This window comes from Acinetobacter sp. NS-4 (genome assembly GCF_037402435.1).
Taxonomy (GTDB): domain Bacteria; phylum Pseudomonadota; class Gammaproteobacteria; order Pseudomonadales; family Moraxellaceae; genus Acinetobacter.
This window is the reverse complement of record NZ_JBBEUE010000001.1, coordinates 48026-66223: the sequence shown is the minus strand read 5'-3', so window position 1 is coordinate 66223 and position 18198 is coordinate 48026. Positions and strand designations below refer to the sequence as shown.

The window sequence follows — 18198 nt, the reverse complement described above, 5'->3', positions numbered from 1 at the left end:
AATTTTGCATAATTTAATTTTGAAAAAATAAAAAACGAGCCGAAGCTCGTTTTTTTAATGGGGCAATCTTTGATTACCAGTTGAAGCTTACGCCTACTTTACCCACTGGCAACCATTGATATTTATCATCATTTGCGATTTCATTCGCTTCTTGATCTACTGCAACTTGAGCGGATATGGTATTACCTGCTACTGGTGCTAGATTATTTTGTGTTAATTGAACCTTTGGGTTACCTGTGTAGTAAGCACCTACTTCACCAAATAATCCCCAGTTCTTATTAATTTTTGGTGCGAAACCAAAGCCTACATAAGGAGCAATGTCGTTTTCGTAGGACATTTGACCACGTACATTACCTTCTTGACCTGCAACAGCTAATTGATAGTTATTGCCGTTAATGCTTAAGGTTTCCCCATCTCCAATACGTTTTTGTAAATCATATTGGTTATCCAGATAACCTACACCCGCAGCCATGTATAAGCCTTGTGCCCAACGGTTTGTACTTGCACCCCAAGGACGAATTTCTGCATTCAAATAAGCCAGCTTATTATCCATGTCCAAGTCATATTTTGTACCATTTACTGATACATCATCTGTCCAAGAAATATCACCGCCGTTATAACCTAGGGCTAAACCGACATACGGGTTTGCAGTCCAAAGCAAGGCACCACCATAACCAGTTGTCCCTACTTCAGCACGAACACCGGTAGGAATAAGCTGGTTACGCTCAAATGTATAGCCATCTTGCACTACTGCATCATCAGCTGCCATAGCTGTTCCTGCAATAGCAGTTAATACAGATGCTGCTAAAATCGTAGCTAAAGTTTTCATGATAGATCTCCTCAAAAATTTCTATTTTCATCATTAGTGCTTTTCTGATCATTAAAACTATAAAATATTAATTGCTCAACTTTTATTCGAAATTTGCTGAGTTTTTGTTATTTTTTGATACATTTTCTGTTTGCTTTTGATTATTAAATCATTTTTTGTTTACTTACTATTCATCGCTGATTTTTTATCTTATTTTTCGCCTCTTTCATAATTAATTCCGATCCAAAGCCACTTTTTCATCTATTTCTGTCTCAATATAGTGTAAAATCTTGAAAATTTTTTTTGGAAATGGAAGATCATGTCTCAGCTTTCAACAATCATTGAACAAGCTTTTGAAGACCGTGCAAATTTCACTGCGGCAGACTGCTCCGCTGAAATTCGTAGCGCTGTAGAAGAAGCTATTGCTGGCCTAGATAACGGTACACTTCGTGTGGCTGAAAAAATCGACGGTGAATGGGTTGTTCACCAATGGCTTAAAAAAGCTGTTTTGTTATCTTTTAAATTAAATGACAACAAACCAATCGAGTCTGGTGATCTTCGTTTCTACGACAAGGTAGAAACTAAATTTTCTAATTGGACTGAAGAACAGTTTAAAGCTGCAGGCGTACGTGTAGTACCACCTGCTGTTGCCCGTAAAGGTTCTTTCCAGGCGAAAAACGTGGTATTGATGCCTTCATACGTGAACATCGGTGCTTATGTGGATGAAGGTACCATGGTTGACACATGGGCAACTGTAGGTTCATGTGCGCAAATTGGTAAAAATGTTCACTTGTCTGGTGGCGTGGGTATTGGTGGTGTTCTTGAACCACTTCAAGCGAATCCAACCATTATTGAAGACAACTGCTTCATCGGTGCACGTTCTGAAATCGTTGAAGGCGTAATCGTAGAAGAAGGTTCTGTGATTTCTATGGGCGTGTTTATTGGTCAATCAACTAAAATCTTTGACCGTGAAACTGGCGAAATCCATTACGGCCGCGTTCCTGCAGGTTCGGTTGTGGTTTCAGGTAGCCTTCCATCTAAAGATGGTACTTGCAACCTGTATGCTGCAATCATCGTGAAAAAAGTAGATGCGAAAACCCGTGCAAAAACCAGCTTGAACGATTTATTACGCGAAGACTAAGATTTCTTAAGTCTGTTGCGGAGCGATCGCTCCTCATCTCTACGGTCAGCAATGATCGTAGGGATTTTTGTTTTTGTGCTCTGTCATTTTTTGGTGTGGTAATTTTTTGTTATGAATACTCTTCGATCTTCCGCTATTCCTGTTTCTGATCCGTCTGCGGGTTTACGCATCACGGAGATTTTTTATTCATTGCAAGGTGAAGCCAATGCTGCGGGTTTGCCTACGGTTTTTATTCGTTTAACCGGTTGTCCTTTACGCTGCACCTATTGTGATACCACCTATTCTTTTGAAGGTGGCGAGCGACAATCACTAGAAGATATTATTCAAACCACGCTCGATTTTAAAACCCCTTATATTTGTGTGACTGGTGGTGAACCACTGGCACAGCCTAACGCCCTGCCTTTGATGCAGCGTTTAGCCGACTTGGGCTGTGAAGTCTCACTTGAGACCAGTGGTGCTTTAGATGTGTCTAAAGTCGACCCGCGCGTTTCTAAAGTACTCGATTTAAAAACCCCGACTTCCGGTGAAGTTGCACGAAATTTGCTTAGTAATCTCGATCATTTAACCCAGCATGACCAAATCAAGTTCGTGATTTGCAATCGGGAAGATTATGAATGGTCAAAACAGCAGGTTGAACAATACCAACTCGCCGATAAAGTGAGTACCGTTTGGTTCTCGCCTGCTTTTGCGGTGGAAAAAGGTGCAGTACGTTTGCCTCAACTTGCCCGTGATTTAGCACAATGGATTTTAGAAGACCATCTCCCTGTTCGTTTCCAGTTACAATTGCATAAATTGCTCTGGAATGATGAAACTGGTCGTTAATTTATTTCTGTTCTTGAATACCTATATTTGTTTGGAGATTTGAATATGCGCCCTCGTGCCATAGTTTTGTTATCTGGCGGCTTAGACTCAACAACCTGTTTGGCTTGGGCGCAAGCACGTTATGAATGTATTGCTTTAAGTTTCATGTATGGTCAGCGTTCCACCACTGAACTGGATGCGGCTAGAGCATTAACACAACGTGCTGGTGTAGAACATCGTGTCATTAATATTGATTTAGGTAACCTCGGCGGCTCTGCGTTAACAGACCACAGCATTGATGTGCCGGAACATGAACAAGAAGGTATTCCTGTAACTTATGTTCCAGCACGTAACACCATATTTCTGTCTTATGCGCTCGCTGCAGCGGAAGTTTTTGGTGCAGAAGCGATTGTAATTGGGATTAATGCCGTTGATTATTCAGGTTATCCTGACTGTCGCCCTGAATTTATTGAGGCTTTTGCCAACATGGCGCGCCTGGCAACCAAGGTGGGTGTAGAAGGAAAACCTCTTAAATTTGAAACACCTTTGTTACATTTATCTAAAGGAAATATCATTCGCTTAGGTATAGAACATGGCGTAGACTATAGTCAAACGGTGTCTTGCTACCAAGCAGACGACCAAGGACGTGCTTGTGGTAAATGCGATAGCTGCCGCTTACGTAAACAAGGTTTTGCTGATGCGGGTATCGCCGATCCGACACGTTATATACCGTCATAACAGGGTACAGTACATGAAAAATTTGAAGTCAAACATTATTCTTTCTACATTGGTTTCTGCGGTTGCATTAATGGCTACTGCTTCAAATGCAGCTGAAACAAATAAGCTTCAAGAAGCTTATAAAAGCACTAATGTAAAATCTGCTTTAATTAATGTTTGTAAAGAAGAAACTGGTAAAAGTAAAAAACTTAGCTCATCTGAAGTAAGCAAATACTGTACTTGTGCAGTTGAAGCCGATGGTCGCTTAACCAATGCACAAAAATGGGAAATCCAAAGTACCATTAACCAAAAGAAAAGCCCTGCGACTTTAGCTTTTGTACAAAAACAAAATAAAGACTTACAAGCTTGTTTCGGCCCACAATTGACCGGAAAACTTAAAAGCCTGACTGAAGAAGCAATGAAATCTGCTCAACAACCTAAAAAATAAGTTGATTTAGATTGAATAAAAGCCTGCATCGTTGCAGGCTTTTTTATGGTTGAAATTTATATCCCAACTTCAGCATAAGCAGGACTAAATTCGCTATCATGTCAGCATAAACTTAAGATCAATATGATAAATTCGACTTTATAAGGATCCACACATGTCTGCTATTACGCTGCCCAATCAAACCTTCCCAACCACAAGCGGTGAAATTAACCTGACTGAAATACCGACCGAATGGCTGATTGTGTATTTTTATCCTAAAGATTCTACCCCGGGCTGTACTACACAGGCGATCGGTTTTTCCTGCCTGAAAGACCAGTTTGATGCCTTGAATACTACAATTCTGGGTATTTCACGTGACTCGGTAAAAGCCCATCAAAACTTTACCGAAAAACAAAATCTGAGCATTAACCTGATTAGCGATAAAGAAGAAGTTCTGTGCAATCTTTTTGATGTGATTAAAGAAAAAAATATGTATGGCAAAAAAGTCATGGGTATTGAGCGTTCAACCTTTATTTTCCATAACGGCGAACTGCTAAAAGAATACCGTAAGGTCAAAGCCGCAGGGCATGCAGAACAAGTGCTTGAAGACTTGAAAGCTCTGCAAGCCGCTTAATTTCCCCCTATAAAAAAGGCATGATTTTAACTAGAAATAGTATTGCTCATGCCTTTTTCTTTTGTGTTGTGCATCTACTTATTTCAATAAGGAAATGACAATAGACCACATCACGCAGCCAATTATTAGATCCAGTATTTTCCAGGCTTGTGGGCGTTGAAACATCGGTTGCAAATAACGTGCTGCATAGCCCAAGCTAAAAAAGAACAGGAATGATGCACTGATTGCCCCTAGGGCAAAATACAGTTGCGTGTTGGGATATTGGGTCGAGACTGAGCCGAGTAACACCACTGTATCCAGGTACACATGTGGGTTCAGCCAAGTTAAGCCTAAACAAATCAACAGGACCTTCCATAAACAAGGTACTTCGTCTTGAGTAAGGTCTAAACGCTGCTCCCCTTTCCAGGCCTGATAAAAATGTTGTGCCCCATATATCAACAGGAAAGTCGCACCCAAATACTTGGCAATATTCAGCCAATCCGGATGCAACAAAACCAGTTCTGAAAATCCCAGTACTCCTACTGAAATCAATATTGCATCAGACAAGGCACAACATAGGCAAATGGCAAAAACATGTTGCTGTTTTATCCCTTGTTTCAATACAAAAGCATTTTGTGCACCAATCACCACAATCAGGCTTAAAGCCATGGCAAAACCGTGTAAAGCACTATTTAACATACGTACTAAATCTTAAAAATAATTCAAAAATCCTGTAGTGAATTATCCCAGCTCAAAGCCTAAATTAAGTATGATTAAGAAAATATCAATCTTACTAAATTTTTCTTAGGTTATTACCATGCTCTCAAGTAAATCCTGTGAAGCTTTTCTTGCCGTTGCGGAATCCGGCAGTTTTGACGAAGCTGCACAGCGGCTGTGTATTACCGCTTCTGCGGTCACATTACGGGTGCAGGCTTTAGAAAAAGATTTGGGAAAGATTTTATTGCTGCGCGAACGTCCCTGCCGGGTGACGCAAGCCGGTCAAAAGCTGTTAGAACATTTACAGCATCAACGCCTACGTGAACAGAATCTGTTACAACAGTTCATGGGGCAATCCAGCCAGCATGAGTTTCATCAATTCAGTATTGCCACCAATGCCGACTCTTTATCGACCTGGCTACTTAAAGTCCTGCAAAGCACATTGATTGAGCAAAAGATTGCGCTAAAACTGTCTCTGGATGACCAGACCCAAACCCATCAACTGCTTGAAACCGGTTTGGTCAATGCCTGCATCTCGACAGAATCCACTGCCATGAAAGGCTGTGAAGTGCATTACTTGGGACAGATGACTTACCACATGGTGGCAACAGCTTCTTTTGTAGAAAAGTGGTTTAAAGATGGAATTCACCGCGATGCTTTAAGACATGCTCCAGCCATTATTTTTAATGGTAAAGATTTAATGCATCATCAGGTGATCCTGAACTTGTTTGGTCTGAACCAGCAAAGTTATCCGCATTATTTTATTCCCTCCTCGACTGCCTTTGTAGAAGCAGTACATTTGGGTTTAGGCTTTGGTTTAGTACCGCAATATCAAATGGGTGATGATCTTCAAACAGGAAAATTGATTGAAGTGATTCCGGATGCCAAAACCGAGATGAAACTGTATTGGCATCACTGGAAGCAGCAATCTGCACTATTACAACAATTGACGCTAGACTTGCTGGAAAATGCACCACATCACATGAATGAGCAATAACCCGATCCACAAAAACTGGTTTCAGATGGATATGCTGCGTTATTTGGGCTGCCACTGGCCAAAGACCTCAATATTGACTTTTTCCCCTATGCCGCCGAATGCTTTTTTCATACCAAAGTCACTGCGTTTAACCACTGTTTTAGCTTCAACATCCAGCAGCTGGGGATTGGTCGGATTGGGTTTTAAAAGGGTATCCAGAACTACCGGCTGGGTCACGCCACGCAAGGATAAATCCCCTTTTATGCTGTAGTGATTATTGCCTAAAGCGATGAATTGATGACTGGTAAATGTTGCGGTCTGGTATTTTTCAGCATAAAAGAAATCTTCACCTAAAATTAAATTTCTGAGCGATGGCATTGTCAGACTCAAGCTATTCACATTCAATACAAACTGGGCAGAGGCATTTTGTGGGACTGCGGGATCAAAGCTCATACTGGACTGAACCTGCTCAAATTTGCCTTTTACGATCGAAAAGCCCATCGACTTGATATCAAAACCGACATAAGTTGCTGGCGTGAGCGACCACTGCTGGGTATTGGCATACGCGTTGATCGCGTTAATATTTAAGCTGAGGACACCCATAATGAAGATACATTTCAAGCTTGTGTTGAGGTTCATCTTACCCACTCCTGAATCGCTGCAATGGCTTGCCTCGACCTAGTAGCTTACTGAAGATTATGCAAGATTGGTTTTATCTTGGGTCAGGTATTTGTCCTGCAATTGTTGGTAAATGGGCATTTTTTGAAATTTGTGTAAAAACTTGCTGGTTCCGAGTAGAAAAACAGATTCGATAATTTCACCACGATAATAGGCTTCACGCAGCGGGGTCGCTGAAATTGCGCCGATCTGGTTATCAAGTTCCACCATCTCCCATTCCGGGAAGAATTTTAGATCTTAAGACAATTTTCTTAAAATGGTCCAATTAAAAATGTATTTGAATTATATAGCTTTCCATTGCCCAATCAGATGAATACTCACCTTTTCACCCACACCAGTACTCGCTTTTTTCATGCCAAAATCCGAGCGGTTAATCACGGTAGTTGATTTCACATCGAGCAGATTTGGATTGTTGTTGTTGGGCGTTAAGATGGTATCAAACACAACTGGACGGGTGACACCACGCAAGGTTAGATTTCCCCGAATCCGATATCTGTTGGTAGCATGCGGTTTAAACTGGGTACTTTTAAAATTCACTGTTTTATAGCGTGAGGTATAAAACAGGTCCTCACCCATAATCATATTTTTTAAACCTGGTTTGGAAACATTCAGGCTATCGACTTGCATGGTAAATTCTGTTGATGCCTGTTGCAGTGTTTGCGGATCAAACTGCATTGTTGCCTTAAATTGCTGGAAACTCCCCTTCACTACAGTCAAGCCCAATGAGTTAATGCTAAAGCCTACATCACTTTTTGGCGTCAAGCTCCAGCTCTTGGCATAAACTGCCGACATACAAACAGCTGAGAGACATCCTGCATAAACAATATTTTTTAAGAATAGATTCATCATGTTGCTGCCTAACAATTAAATGAACTCAATACTTAAAACAGCTTCAGCTCAGATTTGTTTTATCGTTCATTGCAAACTTATGTGCCAATTGTTGATAAGTCTCAGTATTTTTAAACTTATGTAAAAACTCGCTGGTTCCGAGCGGAAAAGCCGATTCGATAATTTCACCACGATAATAAGCTTCACGTAGTGGCGTTGCTGAAATTGCCCCGACCAGGCTGTCCAGTTCTACCATCTGCCATTCCGGGAACAGCTTCAGATAATAGGAAGATTCATCTTTAAAGTGACCAATTAATCCGACTTTCGCTTCGGGCTCGACTACGCCAGTTACCAAAGATTGCACCAGTTGTTGCCATTTTTGATCGTCATACACATCAATCACATGCACAAACTTGATCCGCTGTTGATCTGCTTCTGAAAAGTTGGACAAAATCATCTGTTCACGCTCGGAAGCACTAAATGGATTTTTAATATTGCGTTCATTCTGTGCCGAGCCCAAAGCCAGAATCACATTCTGGCTTTGCTGCAATGCAATTTTAATGGTTTGCATATGTGCCAGATGAAAGGGCTGAAAGCGACCAATGAAAACCAGATAATCAAATGTATAGTTCATAACGGTTCAAATTTTTTATGACTCGTGAGTTGTGCCGCTAAAATAAATATGCGACATAATAAACGCCATAAAATCAAATTAAATTTTAAAGCAAGGATAGTACGATGACACTGAGCTGTATTCAACAACCACATCAACATTTGAATGCGAATTTAGAGCATGGGGTGCTTACCTTAGCCATTAATCGTCCTGAAGCTAAAAATGCCTTGTACGGCGAGCTGTATCTAAAAATTGCCCAGGCACTGGATGAAGCCGATCAGGATAAAGAGGTTCGCGTGGTGATTTTGCGTGGTGCGGATGCCGACTTCAGTGCCGGTAACGACATGCAGGATTTCATGAAGTTTATCCAGACCCCTCTTGCAGGTAAAGCCGGTGATGCACCTCCATTCGTGGTTTTGAAATCAGCTGCAAAATTTTCCAAGCCTTTGATTGCCGCTGTACGCGGTGTAGCGATTGGCATTGGGGTAACGATTCTGTTACATGCTGACCTGGTCTATAGTGATAACACTGCCCTGTTCCAGATTCCATTTGTCAGCCTTGGGCTTTCTCCTGAAGGTGCTTCAAGCAAACTGTTAATCCAGCAAGCGGGTTATCATAAAGCAGCAGAGTTGCTATTCACCGCACAAAAAATTAACAGCGAAAAAGCCTTGAGTGCTGGAATTGTAAATAGCATTGAAGATGACGTTTATGCTACTGCACTGAAACAGGCACAAACTCTGGCTGCACTTCCTCTAGCGTCGATCAAACAGACCAAAGCCTTAATGAAGCACAATCTTGAAGAAATTATTGGCTGTATTGATGATGAAGCTGAAATCTTTATGAAGCGTGTATCTTCACCTGAAATGGCTGAAGCTGTTGCTGCATTTATGCAGAAGCGTAAACCAGATTTTGCACAATTTAACTAATTTTTTATAGTTAAATGAAAAGCCACTGAATAATGACATTGTTCGGTGGCTTTATGCGTTTTAATAGATCTAAATTTCAAGCTTTAAAAGCTGAGTAAACAAAGATGACCCAATCAAGCGAAACCCAAACTGAAAAGAAACGTTATTTTGAGCCAGCCCCAACAGATATTGATGTTGAAAACTTTAAAAAAGTCGTACAAAGCCGTCGTTCTGTACGTAAATTTACGAAAAAACCCATTCCTGCAGAAGTACTGGATGACTGTTTAGATCTTGCCTTGCTTGCCCCAAACTCATCCAATTTACAGCCTTGGACTTTTTATGTGGTGCAGAACTCTTCCAAAAAGAAACAGCTGGTCAAAGCCTGTTTAAGCCAGCTTGCAGCAAAAACAGCTTCGGAATTAATTGTTTGTGTGGCACGTACCGACCGTATTGATGAAATGGCAAAGATGAATATTTCCGAGTTCCCATTTCCGGAAACACCTGCTGCTGTGCAGAAGTATTACAAGTTTATTCCATATAATTATAAAACGGGTTATTTCAATGCTCTGGGTAACTTTAAGAAAGTTGCTTTCAAAATTGCACGTACACTGGATAAGCAATTGCCAGTAACTGCTTTTAACCCGGCAGATGCAAAACTTTGGGCAAGCAAAACCACAGCTTTAGCTTGTGAAAATCTGGTTTTGGCTTTAAGGGCTTATGGTTTTGACAGTTGCATGATGGAAGGTTTTGATGAGCCTATGGTCAATAAAATTTTAAATCTCAATGATGAGGAATATCCTGTGATGGTGATTGCTGCCGGTGAACGGGCTAAAGACGGCGTGTTCTTCCCGCAATACCGTTTTGATCGTGAGTTATTTGTTCAAAAGGTTTGATTTGAATAATCAATTGGCACAGCCTCATATGCTGTCATAACTCAGTTTAAATTTGCATAGGCATTTACGTTACTTTGAAAGATCAAAGTAACCAAAATCTTTGCTAGCCAGAAGGTTCATCCCTGAACCTCTGGCTAGCGGGTGACATCCATGTCACCCTTTCACCAATCAAATATCATCAATAATTTATATCCACCATCTGAATAAACTCAAACGCAGGCTCTTCATACGGATGGCTAGCCTTGAGTGCTTTTGCCACATTGGATGCTTGATTTTCAGGCACAATGGTTTCCACCCGCCATTCCTCTACCTGTTCCAGTTCTCCGACCTCACCAATAAAAGGATCTGCACCTTTTAGCGGCTTAAATTGCCCTGTACCTAATACCTGCCAGGCACAGTGTTCATAATTGCCTACTCCACCTGCACCTGCTGCAAACACTGCCAGTTTTGTCGATTCCAAATGAGATTCAGGGACGTAATAAATCAGTTTCAGCATGCAACTCATCCTTTAAATAAATTGAATCTTATAATAAGGCTTCATGTCGATGAATCGTTTTACATTATTTATGAAGCCATACAAAAAATGAAAATCTAAACACCTGCATATACAATATTCCCTTACTTTTCGTGACATTTATCTTACAGTTCAATCTTTTACACTACTCAAAAAACACTCTATGTTAAAAACAAGATTTAATTTTATAAATTCGGGATAGAAGTTTTTCATTCGCCTCCCGATCTTAACAACAATATTTTTATTACACCCAAAGTCATTCTAATAAAACAGTGCAATAAGTTATCTTGCGATTTCCAGATATCCTTTACTGTTTCTCTGGCTTTGTACTGGTGTAAGCAACTGGAGACAATAAATGCTATTCATCATCAGTCTGCTTATTCAATTTTTTACAGTATGGGCCATCTTCTTTTTTGGATTGAGTCGAAATACCGGTGCTATTACAACTATTATTGTGGCTGTCATTACTACATTTATCAGTCCCTGGTCGCTGATTTTTGGTATTCCGCTCATCCTCATCAGTTTAATTGTGATGATTGATTCATTACGAATGGCATTCATCACCAAACCTGCCTATAAGATGCTGGCCAATGCCATGCCGACAATGAGCACCACTGAGCGCGAAGCTTTGGATGCAGGTACCAGCTGGTGGGAAAAAGACCTGTTTATGGGCGCACCCGACTGGTCTAAATTCGAAAGTTATCCTTATCCCACCCTTTCAGAAGAAGAACAGTCTTTTTTAGATCATGAAGTAGAACAATTATGCTCGATGCTGAATGACTGGGAAATTCGCCATAATTATAAAGACCTACCTCCCGAAGCATGGACTTATATTCGCGACAATGGCTTTTTAGGCCTGATTATTCCCAAAGAATACGGCGGTCGCGAGTTTAGTTCATTTGCCCAAAGCCGCATTATGAGCAAAATCGCTTCGCGCTCCTTAACAGCAGCGGTCAGTTGTATGGTGCCTAACTCTTTAGGGCCGGGCGAGTTACTCCTTCATTACGGAACCGAAGAACAAAAGAACCGTTATTTACCGGGCTTGGCCAAAGGGAAAGAAATCCCCTGCTTTGGCCTCACCAGCCCTGAGGCAGGTTCAGATGCTGGTTCCATTCCCGATACCGGCGTGGTGTGTTATGGCGAGTTTGATGGTCGGCAAGTACTTGGCCTACGAATGAATTTCTCCAAACGCTGGATTACCCTAGCCCCAATTGCCACCGTCATAGGTTTGGCTTTTAAGCTGTACGATCCGGAAGGTTTGTTGGGTGATAAAAGCAAAATGGAATATGGCATCACCTGTGCGCTGATTCCTGCCAGCCATGAGGGTGTAAAAGTAGGGCCAAGACACAATCCGGGCGTACCCTTCATGAATGGAACGGTGGATGGTAAAGATGTCTTTATTCCACTGGACTGGATTATTGGAGGCAGAAAAAATATTGGCAAAGGCTGGCGTATGCTCATGGAATGTCTAGCAGTAGGTCGCGGTATTTCCCTTCCTGCGCTATCCACTGCCGCAAGTGAAATGACCTATCTAAACGTAGGTGCTTTCGCCAAAATCCGCCAGCAATTCAAAATTTCTATCGGTAAATTCGAAGGTGTACAGGAGGCAACCAGTGATATTGCCAGCGAAACTTATATGCTGGAAGCCTTTCGTTACCTAGTCACCTGTGGACTGAATCAGGGCGGCAAACCTGCTGTCATGACAGCAATGGCCAAATACTACGCCACTGAAACCATGCGCCATGTGGTCAATCATGGCATGGACGTGGTCGGCGGTCGTGCGGTACAAATGGGTCCGCGCAATTTTCTGGCATTAATGTATCAGACCATACCTGTGTCAATTACCGTGGAAGGTGCAAACATTTTAAGTCGTTCCCTAATGATTTTTGGTCAGGGTTCAATGCGCTGCCATCCTTATTTGTTTGAGGAATTACAATTGCTACAAGCCAAGGATAAAGATACTGCCCTGACCACTTTTAACGATATGCTGTTTAAACACTTAGGCTATACTTTGAATCGTACTGCACGTGCATTCGCTTATGGATATATCGGTGGCTCATCCGATGCACCGAAAAGTGTAGATGAGTTTAGCCGTCCCTATTACAAGATTATTAACCGTTTAAGTGCCGACTTTTCAGTCACTGCCGATATGTGTCTGGGACTGCTCGCCGGTGATATTAAGCGCAAAGAAATGCTGTCCGGCCGCCTGGCCGATATTCATGCCAATCTTTTTATTAGCACGGCGATAATTAAATATTATGAACATGGCAAAAAAACTGAGGCTGAACAGGTTCATGCCAAACTGGCGCTGGAAAAATCACTTTACAATGCTCAAGAAGCATTCTATGGCTTGTTTGAAAACTTCCCGGTAGGTATGGCAGCCGGTCTGATCAAATTTATCTGTTTTCCGTTGGGCCGACCTTTGAAAAAACCAAGTGATGCTTTGAAACAACAGGCTGGTGATATCATTATGCAGGACAATGCTTTCCGCGAGGAATTGAAAAAACACGTGTTTTACACCACTGCGGAAAATGATGTGACTGGTCGTATGGAATCAACATTTAACATGTTGCTGGAAATAGAACCACTGTGGGATAAATTCAAGAAAGCAGAATCTAAAGGTCAATTTAAAGGCTTAACTTTTGATGAACGTCTTGCAGATGCCGTAGAAATCGGTTTTATAACTGAAGATGAAGCATCAAAATTGGCAACCTATAATGCTAAACGTTACGACAGTATGCTGACTGATGTATTTGATTCTGAACTTGAGCAGCCATTAGCACTGGAAAATCCTTATAACAAGGAAGAAGAAACGGCGCCTATGCCTGATCCGAAGCAGCAGGAACCGTTATCTCCTTAAGAACTCTCAAAGACTAAATCACATGACTAGCGACATGGATGTCGCACATTTGGCAGAGATACAAGGATGTATCTTCTGCCAAATAAAAGGGTTTTGTTACTTTTGACCTTTCAAAAGTAAAACATTGCTTACGCGTTATTCATTAAAACTTTGCACAATCAGCGAAGCTATGACTTTATTAAAATAGCCAGCACAAAAAAACCACCTCACGGTGGCTTTTTCAATCTAAAAATTAAGAACTTTGAAGCAAATAGCTACCGATCAAAAACAGCATTTGTAACCCTACGACTGCCATAAAAAACATCCAGCCTTTCTTACGTAAAGTCGCTTTATCAACATTTGTATAGGTTGCAGTTTTTAGCATTGTGTCACCTCGCTTAGAGATTCAATTCTGAACTTATATTTAGTGAACCATCTTTCTTCCATATTGCATCGTCATTGTGCATAAAACACACAAATTATCTTTCACACCAATATAAAAGCAAAATCCAAACCAAGTCCAGCAGGAGAAATAAAAATTAAAAAAATTAAAAATAAAAAAGCCACCCGAAGGTGGCTTTTTAAATTCGGGAAATATTAACCAATAAACTTACGAGCATTACGGAACATACGTAACCATGCACCATCTTCAGTCCATTCTTCAGGTTTCCAAGAATGCTGAATTGCACGGAAGTTACGTTCAGGGTGCGGCATCATAATTGTTGCACGACCGTCTTTCGAAGTCACACCGGTAATCGCTTCTGGTGAACCGTTCGGGTTCAATGGATATTGCTGTGTAGCATTACCCAAGCTATCTACATAACGTAGGCTGACTTGGTTGCCTGCATTTAATGCAGCAATCTTGTCTTCAGTTGCAACTACACGACCTTCACCGTGTGCTACAGCGATTGGAAGAATCGAACCTTCCATACCGTCTAACAAGATCGAGTGAGATTTCTCTACACGAACGTTGACTGCACGCGCTTCAAACACTTCAGAAGTGTTACGGTGGAAACGCGGCCAGTTTTCTGCACCCGGAATCAGTGGAGCCAATTGTGACAACATTTGACAACCGTTACAGATACCCAAAGAGAAGGTTTCTTGACGATGGAAGAATTTCTCGAACTGGTCACGCAGTTTAGGGTTGAATAGAACCGATTTAGCCCAACCACCACCTGCGCCCATTACGTCACCGTAAGAGAAACCGCCACAAGCCACAATACCTTCAAAGTCGTCCAGGCTGATACGACCAGCAAGCAAGTCGCTCATATGTACGTCAACAGTGTTGAAGCCAACTTTGTCAAATGCCGCAGCCATTTCCACATGACCGTTTACGCCTTGTTCACGTAAAATCACCATGTTTGGACGGCGTGAATTGATATACGGTGCTTCTACAGGTTCGTTCAAGTCAAATGTAGGCTGAGCGATAATACCTTTGTGATTCTTGTCTGTAATTAAGGCAAACTCTGAATCCGCAGTTTCCACGTTGTCACGTAGACGCTGGATTTGATGCGAAACTTCAGTCCATGCTACTTGTAGATCAGCACGTTCAAGTACCAGACCATTGATAGTCAATTGGTCAGTATTGTTCACTTTACCTACTACAGTGATTGCATCTTTAAGTGAAGATTCAGCGATTTCTGCCTGTAACGCTTCCCAATCAGCAGTAGTGATTTGCAGAACTGCACCAATTTCTTCAGCGAACAGGCTTGCAGTAGATTGATCTTCTAAAGCCACACCCAGACGTGAAGCGAACATCATTTCTGCAACAGTAGCTAACAAGCCGCCATCACCGATGTCATGGTAAGCCTTGATCAAGCCACGGTTGTTCCAGTCCTGCACCAATGCAAAAAATGCTTTGAAATCTTCGAAGCTGTCTACATCAGGCGTTACTGAACCAATGGCTTTATACACCTGAGCCAGGATCGAACCACCTAGACGGAACTGACCTTTAGACAAGTCGATACGTACCAGTACTGAATCTTCATTTTTCAGTTCAGGAGTCAATGTTTGACGTACGTCAGTCACAGGAGCAAATGCAGTGATTACACCTGACATTGGAGAAGTTACTGCTTTATTTTCGCCTTCGTCATTCCAGGTGGTACGCATAGACAATGAGTCTTTACCTACAGGAATGGCAATTCCTAAAGCAGGACACATTTCCATACCAATGGCTTTCACACCTTCGAACAACGCCTGGTCTTCACCTTTTTGACCTGCTGCAGCCATCCAGTTTGCAGACAATTTAATGTCGCTGATCTGGTCGATTTTTGCAGACATAATGTTACTGATTGATTCAGCTACAGCCAAACGTGCAGAAGCCGCTGGATTGAGCAATGCAACCGGTGGACGTTCGCCCATCGCCATGGCTTCACCTGTGTAACCGACCAGGCTGGTTGTAGTGACTGCAGCATCTGCTACAGGAACTTGCCAACGACCGACCATCTGGTCACGCGCAACCATACCGGTAATTGAGCGGTCACCGATAGTGATCAAGAATGATTTAGACGCAACAGTTGGGTTTTTAAGTACACGGAAAATCGCATCTTTCAAATCCACTTGAGTGGCATCAAAGTCATCGCCTTTGCATTCAATCGTTTCATATGAACGGCTCATGCGTGGTGTACCGCCAAGCATCACTTGCATTGGCATATCCACGGCTTTGTTTTCAAATAATGGATCTTCAACGGTTAAGTGACGAGCTTCAGTCGCTTCACCCAACACTGCAAACGGACAACGCTCACGTGCACAAAGTGATTCAAACAGGCTTAAAGAACTTGGACGAATTGCCAATACATAACGTTCTTGCGCTTCGTTCGACCAGATCTCCATTGGAGACATGCCTGGCTCAAGCGATGGAATCTTACGCAGGTTAAGGACTGCACCTAATTCATGATCGTTGACCAGCTCAGGCATCGCATTGGATACACCGCCCGCACCCACGTCATGTACAGATACGATCGGGTTGTAATCTTCCATGCGCCAGCAGGCATCAATCACTTCCTGGCAACGGCGTTCCATTTCCGGATTTTCACGCTGTACAGAAGCGAAGTCCAGGTTTTCACCCAGCTTACCGCTATCTACTGAAGATGCAGCACCACCGCCTAAGCCGATCAGCATCGCTGGACCACCAAGCACGATCAGTAAATCGCCCGGTTGAATCGCATCTTTTTCCACATGGTCAGGACGGATGTTACCGTAACCACCAGCAATCATGATTGGCTTATGGAAGCCTTTCACTTCGCCATTTACGTTTTGTTCGAAGGTACGGAAGTAACCATTTAAGGCTGGACGACCAAATTCGTTGTTAAATGCAGCACCGCCCAATGGGCCTTCAATCATGATTTGAAGTGGAGATGCCATACGTGATGGCTTGCCGTAGTTTTCTTCCCACGGCTGTTCAAAACCTGGAATGTTCAAGTTTGAAACAGTAAAGCCGGTTAAACCTGCTTTTGGTTTACCACCACGCCCTGTTGCACCCTCGTCACGAATCTCACCGCCTGAACCAGTCGCAGCACCGGCAAATGGTGCAATCGCTGTTGGATGGTTATGCGTTTCCACTTTCATTAAGATGTGAGCGGCCTGGCTCTTGTATTTATAAATGTGGTGACCGGTTGCTTCGTCTTTTTTAGGATAGAAGCGCTGCGTATCAAAGCCCACGATTACAGAAGCGTTATCTTTATAGGCAGATAAAACGTCTGTAGGAGATTCTTTATAGGTATTTTTAATCATCTGGAACAATGACAATGGCTGTTTTTCACCATCGATTGTCCATTCAGAACCAAAGATTTTATGACGGCAATGCTCTGAGTTCGCTTGCGCAAACATCATCAGTTCGATGTCATGCGGGTTACGACCCATCTTGATAAAGGCTTCGGTTAGATAATCAATTTCTTCATCAGAAAGTGCAAAACCAAATTCAGAGTTGGCCTTAACCAGTGCTTGTTTGCCCTGACCTAAAATATCGATGCTATTTAAAGGCTTTGGTGCAGTCTCAGAGAATAATGCCGCAGCATCTTCAATTTGATGAAACACACTTTCAGTCATGCGGTCATGCAAAACTTGTTTAACTTCATCAGATACTTCGGAAATACCCTTTAAAGTAAACAAAACACCGCGTTCTAGGCGGTGTATCGGGGTATTACAGTTGGCAAAAATATCAGTCGCTTTAGAAGACCACGGCGAGATTGTTCCTAAACGCGGTGTAACTAAAATTTGAATTTCATCATTTGCCGCTTGGCGAACTTCAAAAGAAGCACCATCGTTTAATAATTGTAATGCAGATTGATGCTGCTGCTCGTTGAGCGCTTGATCAAACAGATAAATCCATTGACTTTCAATTGATTGAACAGAACTCATTGACGCGAGACGGTTTAAGAGTTGAGTTTTCTTAAAAGAAGAGTGTGCTGGTGCACCGGCCACGATAAACATGCTGATTTTGGCTCCACGGGCAGGTCTTTTGGACCATACCGCCAATGTGACTTAGAGAGAGCGCATATTCTACTGTGTATTGGCAAAATCAGCTAGATAGAAATTCACGAATGTGCCATCAATTCACTCAAGAACACGCAAGAATATTTTATTTTTCAGATAATTTTTTTGAATTTTATCTAAATTTGAGCCATTAATATCTTGTTTCTAAATATTATCGCAACGACTTGAGTTTATTCTGAATCCCTATTTTCAATTATAGTTACCGCATCACGTTTGAATCTTGTTTTTATCTGC

The 18198-nt window shown here is 42.0% G+C and carries 17 protein-coding genes and 1 pseudogene; 9 read left to right on the top strand and 9 right to left on the bottom strand.

The features are described from left to right. Positions 1-73: 73 nt before the first annotated feature. Positions 74-829 (bottom strand): ornithine uptake porin CarO, encoded by a 756-nt coding sequence (gene carO, locus WAE57_RS00305; RefSeq protein ID WP_337707544.1) that lies wholly within the window; start codon positions 827-829, stop codon positions 74-76. A 298-nt stretch (positions 830-1127) separates the two neighbouring features. Here carO and dapD point away from each other — a divergent pair, with 298 nt between their 5' ends. The 5 genes from dapD (at position 1128) to WAE57_RS00280 (ending at position 4528) form a co-directional block, all read left to right on the top strand. After that, complete coding sequence (gene dapD, locus WAE57_RS00300; protein WP_086175583.1) at positions 1128-1949, top strand: 2,3,4,5-tetrahydropyridine-2,6-dicarboxylate N-succinyltransferase; 822 nt, start codon at positions 1128-1130, stop codon at positions 1947-1949. Between the two features lie 111 nt (positions 1950-2060). After that, the gene (gene queE, locus WAE57_RS00295) at positions 2061-2771 is read left to right on the top strand and encodes a 7-carboxy-7-deazaguanine synthase QueE (RefSeq protein WP_237786337.1); all 711 of its coding nucleotides are present in this window, start codon (positions 2061-2063) and stop codon (positions 2769-2771) included. Between the two features lie 45 nt (positions 2772-2816). Further along, complete coding sequence (gene queC / locus WAE57_RS00290) at positions 2817-3488, top strand: 7-cyano-7-deazaguanine synthase QueC (RefSeq protein ID WP_086175585.1); 672 nt, start codon at positions 2817-2819, stop codon at positions 3486-3488. 13 nt (positions 3489-3501) lie between these two features. After that, positions 3502-3915, top strand: coding sequence for a hypothetical protein (locus WAE57_RS00285; protein WP_086175586.1), 414 nt, complete (start codon positions 3502-3504; stop codon positions 3913-3915). Positions 3916-4069: 154 nt separating this feature from the next. Further along, on the top strand, positions 4070-4528 hold the full coding sequence (locus tag WAE57_RS00280; protein WP_337707543.1) for a peroxiredoxin: 459 nt from the start codon (positions 4070-4072) through the stop codon (positions 4526-4528). Positions 4529-4606: 78 nt separating this feature from the next. On the opposite strand, the gene WAE57_RS00275 is transcribed toward WAE57_RS00280, so the two are convergent. Beyond that, positions 4607-5206, bottom strand: a complete 600-nt coding sequence (locus tag WAE57_RS00275; protein WP_337707542.1) for a LysE/ArgO family amino acid transporter — start codon at positions 5204-5206, stop codon at positions 4607-4609. A gap of 118 nt (positions 5207-5324) precedes the next feature. Here WAE57_RS00275 and WAE57_RS00270 point away from each other — a divergent pair, with 118 nt between their 5' ends. Then, positions 5325-6221: a LysR family transcriptional regulator ArgP gene (locus tag WAE57_RS00270; protein ID WP_337707541.1), complete on the top strand. Its 897-nt coding sequence runs from the start codon at positions 5325-5327 to the stop codon at positions 6219-6221. Positions 6222-6260: 39 nt separating this feature from the next. On the opposite strand, the gene WAE57_RS00265 is transcribed toward WAE57_RS00270, so the two are convergent. From WAE57_RS00265 to WAE57_RS00250, 4 genes and pseudogenes are all read right to left on the bottom strand, one after another. Then, on the bottom strand, positions 6261-6839 hold the full coding sequence (locus WAE57_RS00265) for a YceI family protein (RefSeq protein ID WP_337707540.1): 579 nt from the start codon (positions 6837-6839) through the stop codon (positions 6261-6263). A gap of 57 nt (positions 6840-6896) precedes the next feature. Further along, positions 6897-7112 (bottom strand): annotated as a pseudogene (locus WAE57_RS00260) (nicotinamide-nucleotide adenylyltransferase); the annotation flags it as partial. Positions 7113-7160: 48 nt separating this feature from the next. Next, the gene (locus WAE57_RS00255) at positions 7161-7724 is read right to left on the bottom strand and encodes a YceI family protein (protein WP_337707689.1); all 564 of its coding nucleotides are present in this window, start codon (positions 7722-7724) and stop codon (positions 7161-7163) included. Between the two features lie 46 nt (positions 7725-7770). Then, positions 7771-8340, bottom strand: coding sequence for a nicotinate-nicotinamide nucleotide adenylyltransferase (locus tag WAE57_RS00250; RefSeq protein ID WP_237786331.1), 570 nt, complete (start codon positions 8338-8340; stop codon positions 7771-7773). Positions 8341-8444: 104 nt separating this feature from the next. Between WAE57_RS00250 and WAE57_RS00245 the strand changes: the two genes are divergently transcribed. After that, entirely contained in the window at positions 8445-9245 is an 801-nt protein-coding gene (locus WAE57_RS00245) for an enoyl-CoA hydratase (RefSeq protein WP_337707539.1), read from the top strand. 104 nt (positions 9246-9349) lie between these two features. After that, complete coding sequence (locus WAE57_RS00240; RefSeq protein WP_337707538.1) at positions 9350-10117, top strand: nitroreductase family protein; 768 nt, start codon at positions 9350-9352, stop codon at positions 10115-10117. 178 nt (positions 10118-10295) lie between these two features. On the opposite strand, the gene WAE57_RS00235 is transcribed toward WAE57_RS00240, so the two are convergent. Further along, complete coding sequence (locus WAE57_RS00235) at positions 10296-10613, bottom strand: YqfO family protein (RefSeq protein ID WP_337707537.1); 318 nt, start codon at positions 10611-10613, stop codon at positions 10296-10298. 373 nt (positions 10614-10986) lie between these two features. Between WAE57_RS00235 and WAE57_RS00230 the strand changes: the two genes are divergently transcribed. Beyond that, a complete protein-coding gene (locus WAE57_RS00230) occupies positions 10987-13491 on the top strand; it encodes an acyl-CoA dehydrogenase (protein ID WP_337707536.1) in 2505 nt (834 codons plus the stop codon). A gap of 232 nt (positions 13492-13723) precedes the next feature. On the opposite strand, the gene WAE57_RS00225 is transcribed toward WAE57_RS00230, so the two are convergent. Together WAE57_RS00225 and purL are read right to left on the bottom strand one after the other, a co-directional pair. Continuing rightward, positions 13724-13855 carry a KGW motif small protein gene (locus tag WAE57_RS00225; protein WP_269091506.1) on the bottom strand — a complete coding sequence of 44 codons (132 nt, stop codon included), beginning with the start codon at positions 13853-13855 and terminating at the stop codon, positions 13724-13726. A gap of 212 nt (positions 13856-14067) precedes the next feature. After that, positions 14068-17901: a phosphoribosylformylglycinamidine synthase gene (gene purL, locus WAE57_RS00220; RefSeq protein ID WP_337707535.1), complete on the bottom strand. Its 3834-nt coding sequence runs from the start codon at positions 17899-17901 to the stop codon at positions 14068-14070. Between the last annotated feature and the right edge of the window lie 297 nt (positions 17902-18198).

What these genes read in the sequence shown, in the direction of transcription:
- queC (WP_086175585.1), top strand. Translation starts at nt 2,817, where the DNA reads ATGCGCCCTCGTGCCATAGTTTTGTTATCTGGCGGCTTAGACTCAACA.
- WAE57_RS00275 (WP_337707542.1), bottom strand. Translation starts at nt 5,206, where the DNA reads ATGTTAAATAGTGCTTTACACGGTTTTGCCATGGCTTTAAGCCTGATT.
- WAE57_RS00255 (WP_337707689.1), bottom strand. Translation starts at nt 7,724, where the DNA reads ATGAATCTATTCTTAAAAAATATTGTTTATGCAGGATGTCTCTCAGCT.
- WAE57_RS00225 (WP_269091506.1), bottom strand. Translation starts at nt 13,855, where the DNA reads ATGCTAAAAACTGCAACCTATACAAATGTTGATAAAGCGACTTTACGT.
- WAE57_RS00240 (WP_337707538.1), top strand. Translation starts at nt 9,350, where the DNA reads ATGACCCAATCAAGCGAAACCCAAACTGAAAAGAAACGTTATTTTGAG.
- dapD (WP_086175583.1), top strand. Translation starts at nt 1,128, where the DNA reads ATGTCTCAGCTTTCAACAATCATTGAACAAGCTTTTGAAGACCGTGCA.
- WAE57_RS00250 (WP_237786331.1), bottom strand. Translation starts at nt 8,340, where the DNA reads ATGAACTATACATTTGATTATCTGGTTTTCATTGGTCGCTTTCAGCCC.
- WAE57_RS00280 (WP_337707543.1), top strand. Translation starts at nt 4,070, where the DNA reads ATGTCTGCTATTACGCTGCCCAATCAAACCTTCCCAACCACAAGCGGT.
- WAE57_RS00245 (WP_337707539.1), top strand. Translation starts at nt 8,445, where the DNA reads ATGACACTGAGCTGTATTCAACAACCACATCAACATTTGAATGCGAAT.
- WAE57_RS00285 (WP_086175586.1), top strand. Translation starts at nt 3,502, where the DNA reads ATGAAAAATTTGAAGTCAAACATTATTCTTTCTACATTGGTTTCTGCG.
- WAE57_RS00235 (WP_337707537.1), bottom strand. Translation starts at nt 10,613, where the DNA reads ATGCTGAAACTGATTTATTACGTCCCTGAATCTCATTTGGAATCGACA.
- WAE57_RS00265 (WP_337707540.1), bottom strand. Translation starts at nt 6,839, where the DNA reads ATGAACCTCAACACAAGCTTGAAATGTATCTTCATTATGGGTGTCCTC.
- WAE57_RS00230 (WP_337707536.1), top strand. Translation starts at nt 10,987, where the DNA reads ATGCTATTCATCATCAGTCTGCTTATTCAATTTTTTACAGTATGGGCC.
- purL (WP_337707535.1), bottom strand. Translation starts at nt 17,901, where the DNA reads ATGTTTATCGTGGCCGGTGCACCAGCACACTCTTCTTTTAAGAAAACT.
- WAE57_RS00270 (WP_337707541.1), top strand. Translation starts at nt 5,325, where the DNA reads ATGCTCTCAAGTAAATCCTGTGAAGCTTTTCTTGCCGTTGCGGAATCC.
- queE (WP_237786337.1), top strand. Translation starts at nt 2,061, where the DNA reads ATGAATACTCTTCGATCTTCCGCTATTCCTGTTTCTGATCCGTCTGCG.
- carO (WP_337707544.1), bottom strand. Translation starts at nt 829, where the DNA reads ATGAAAACTTTAGCTACGATTTTAGCAGCATCTGTATTAACTGCTATT.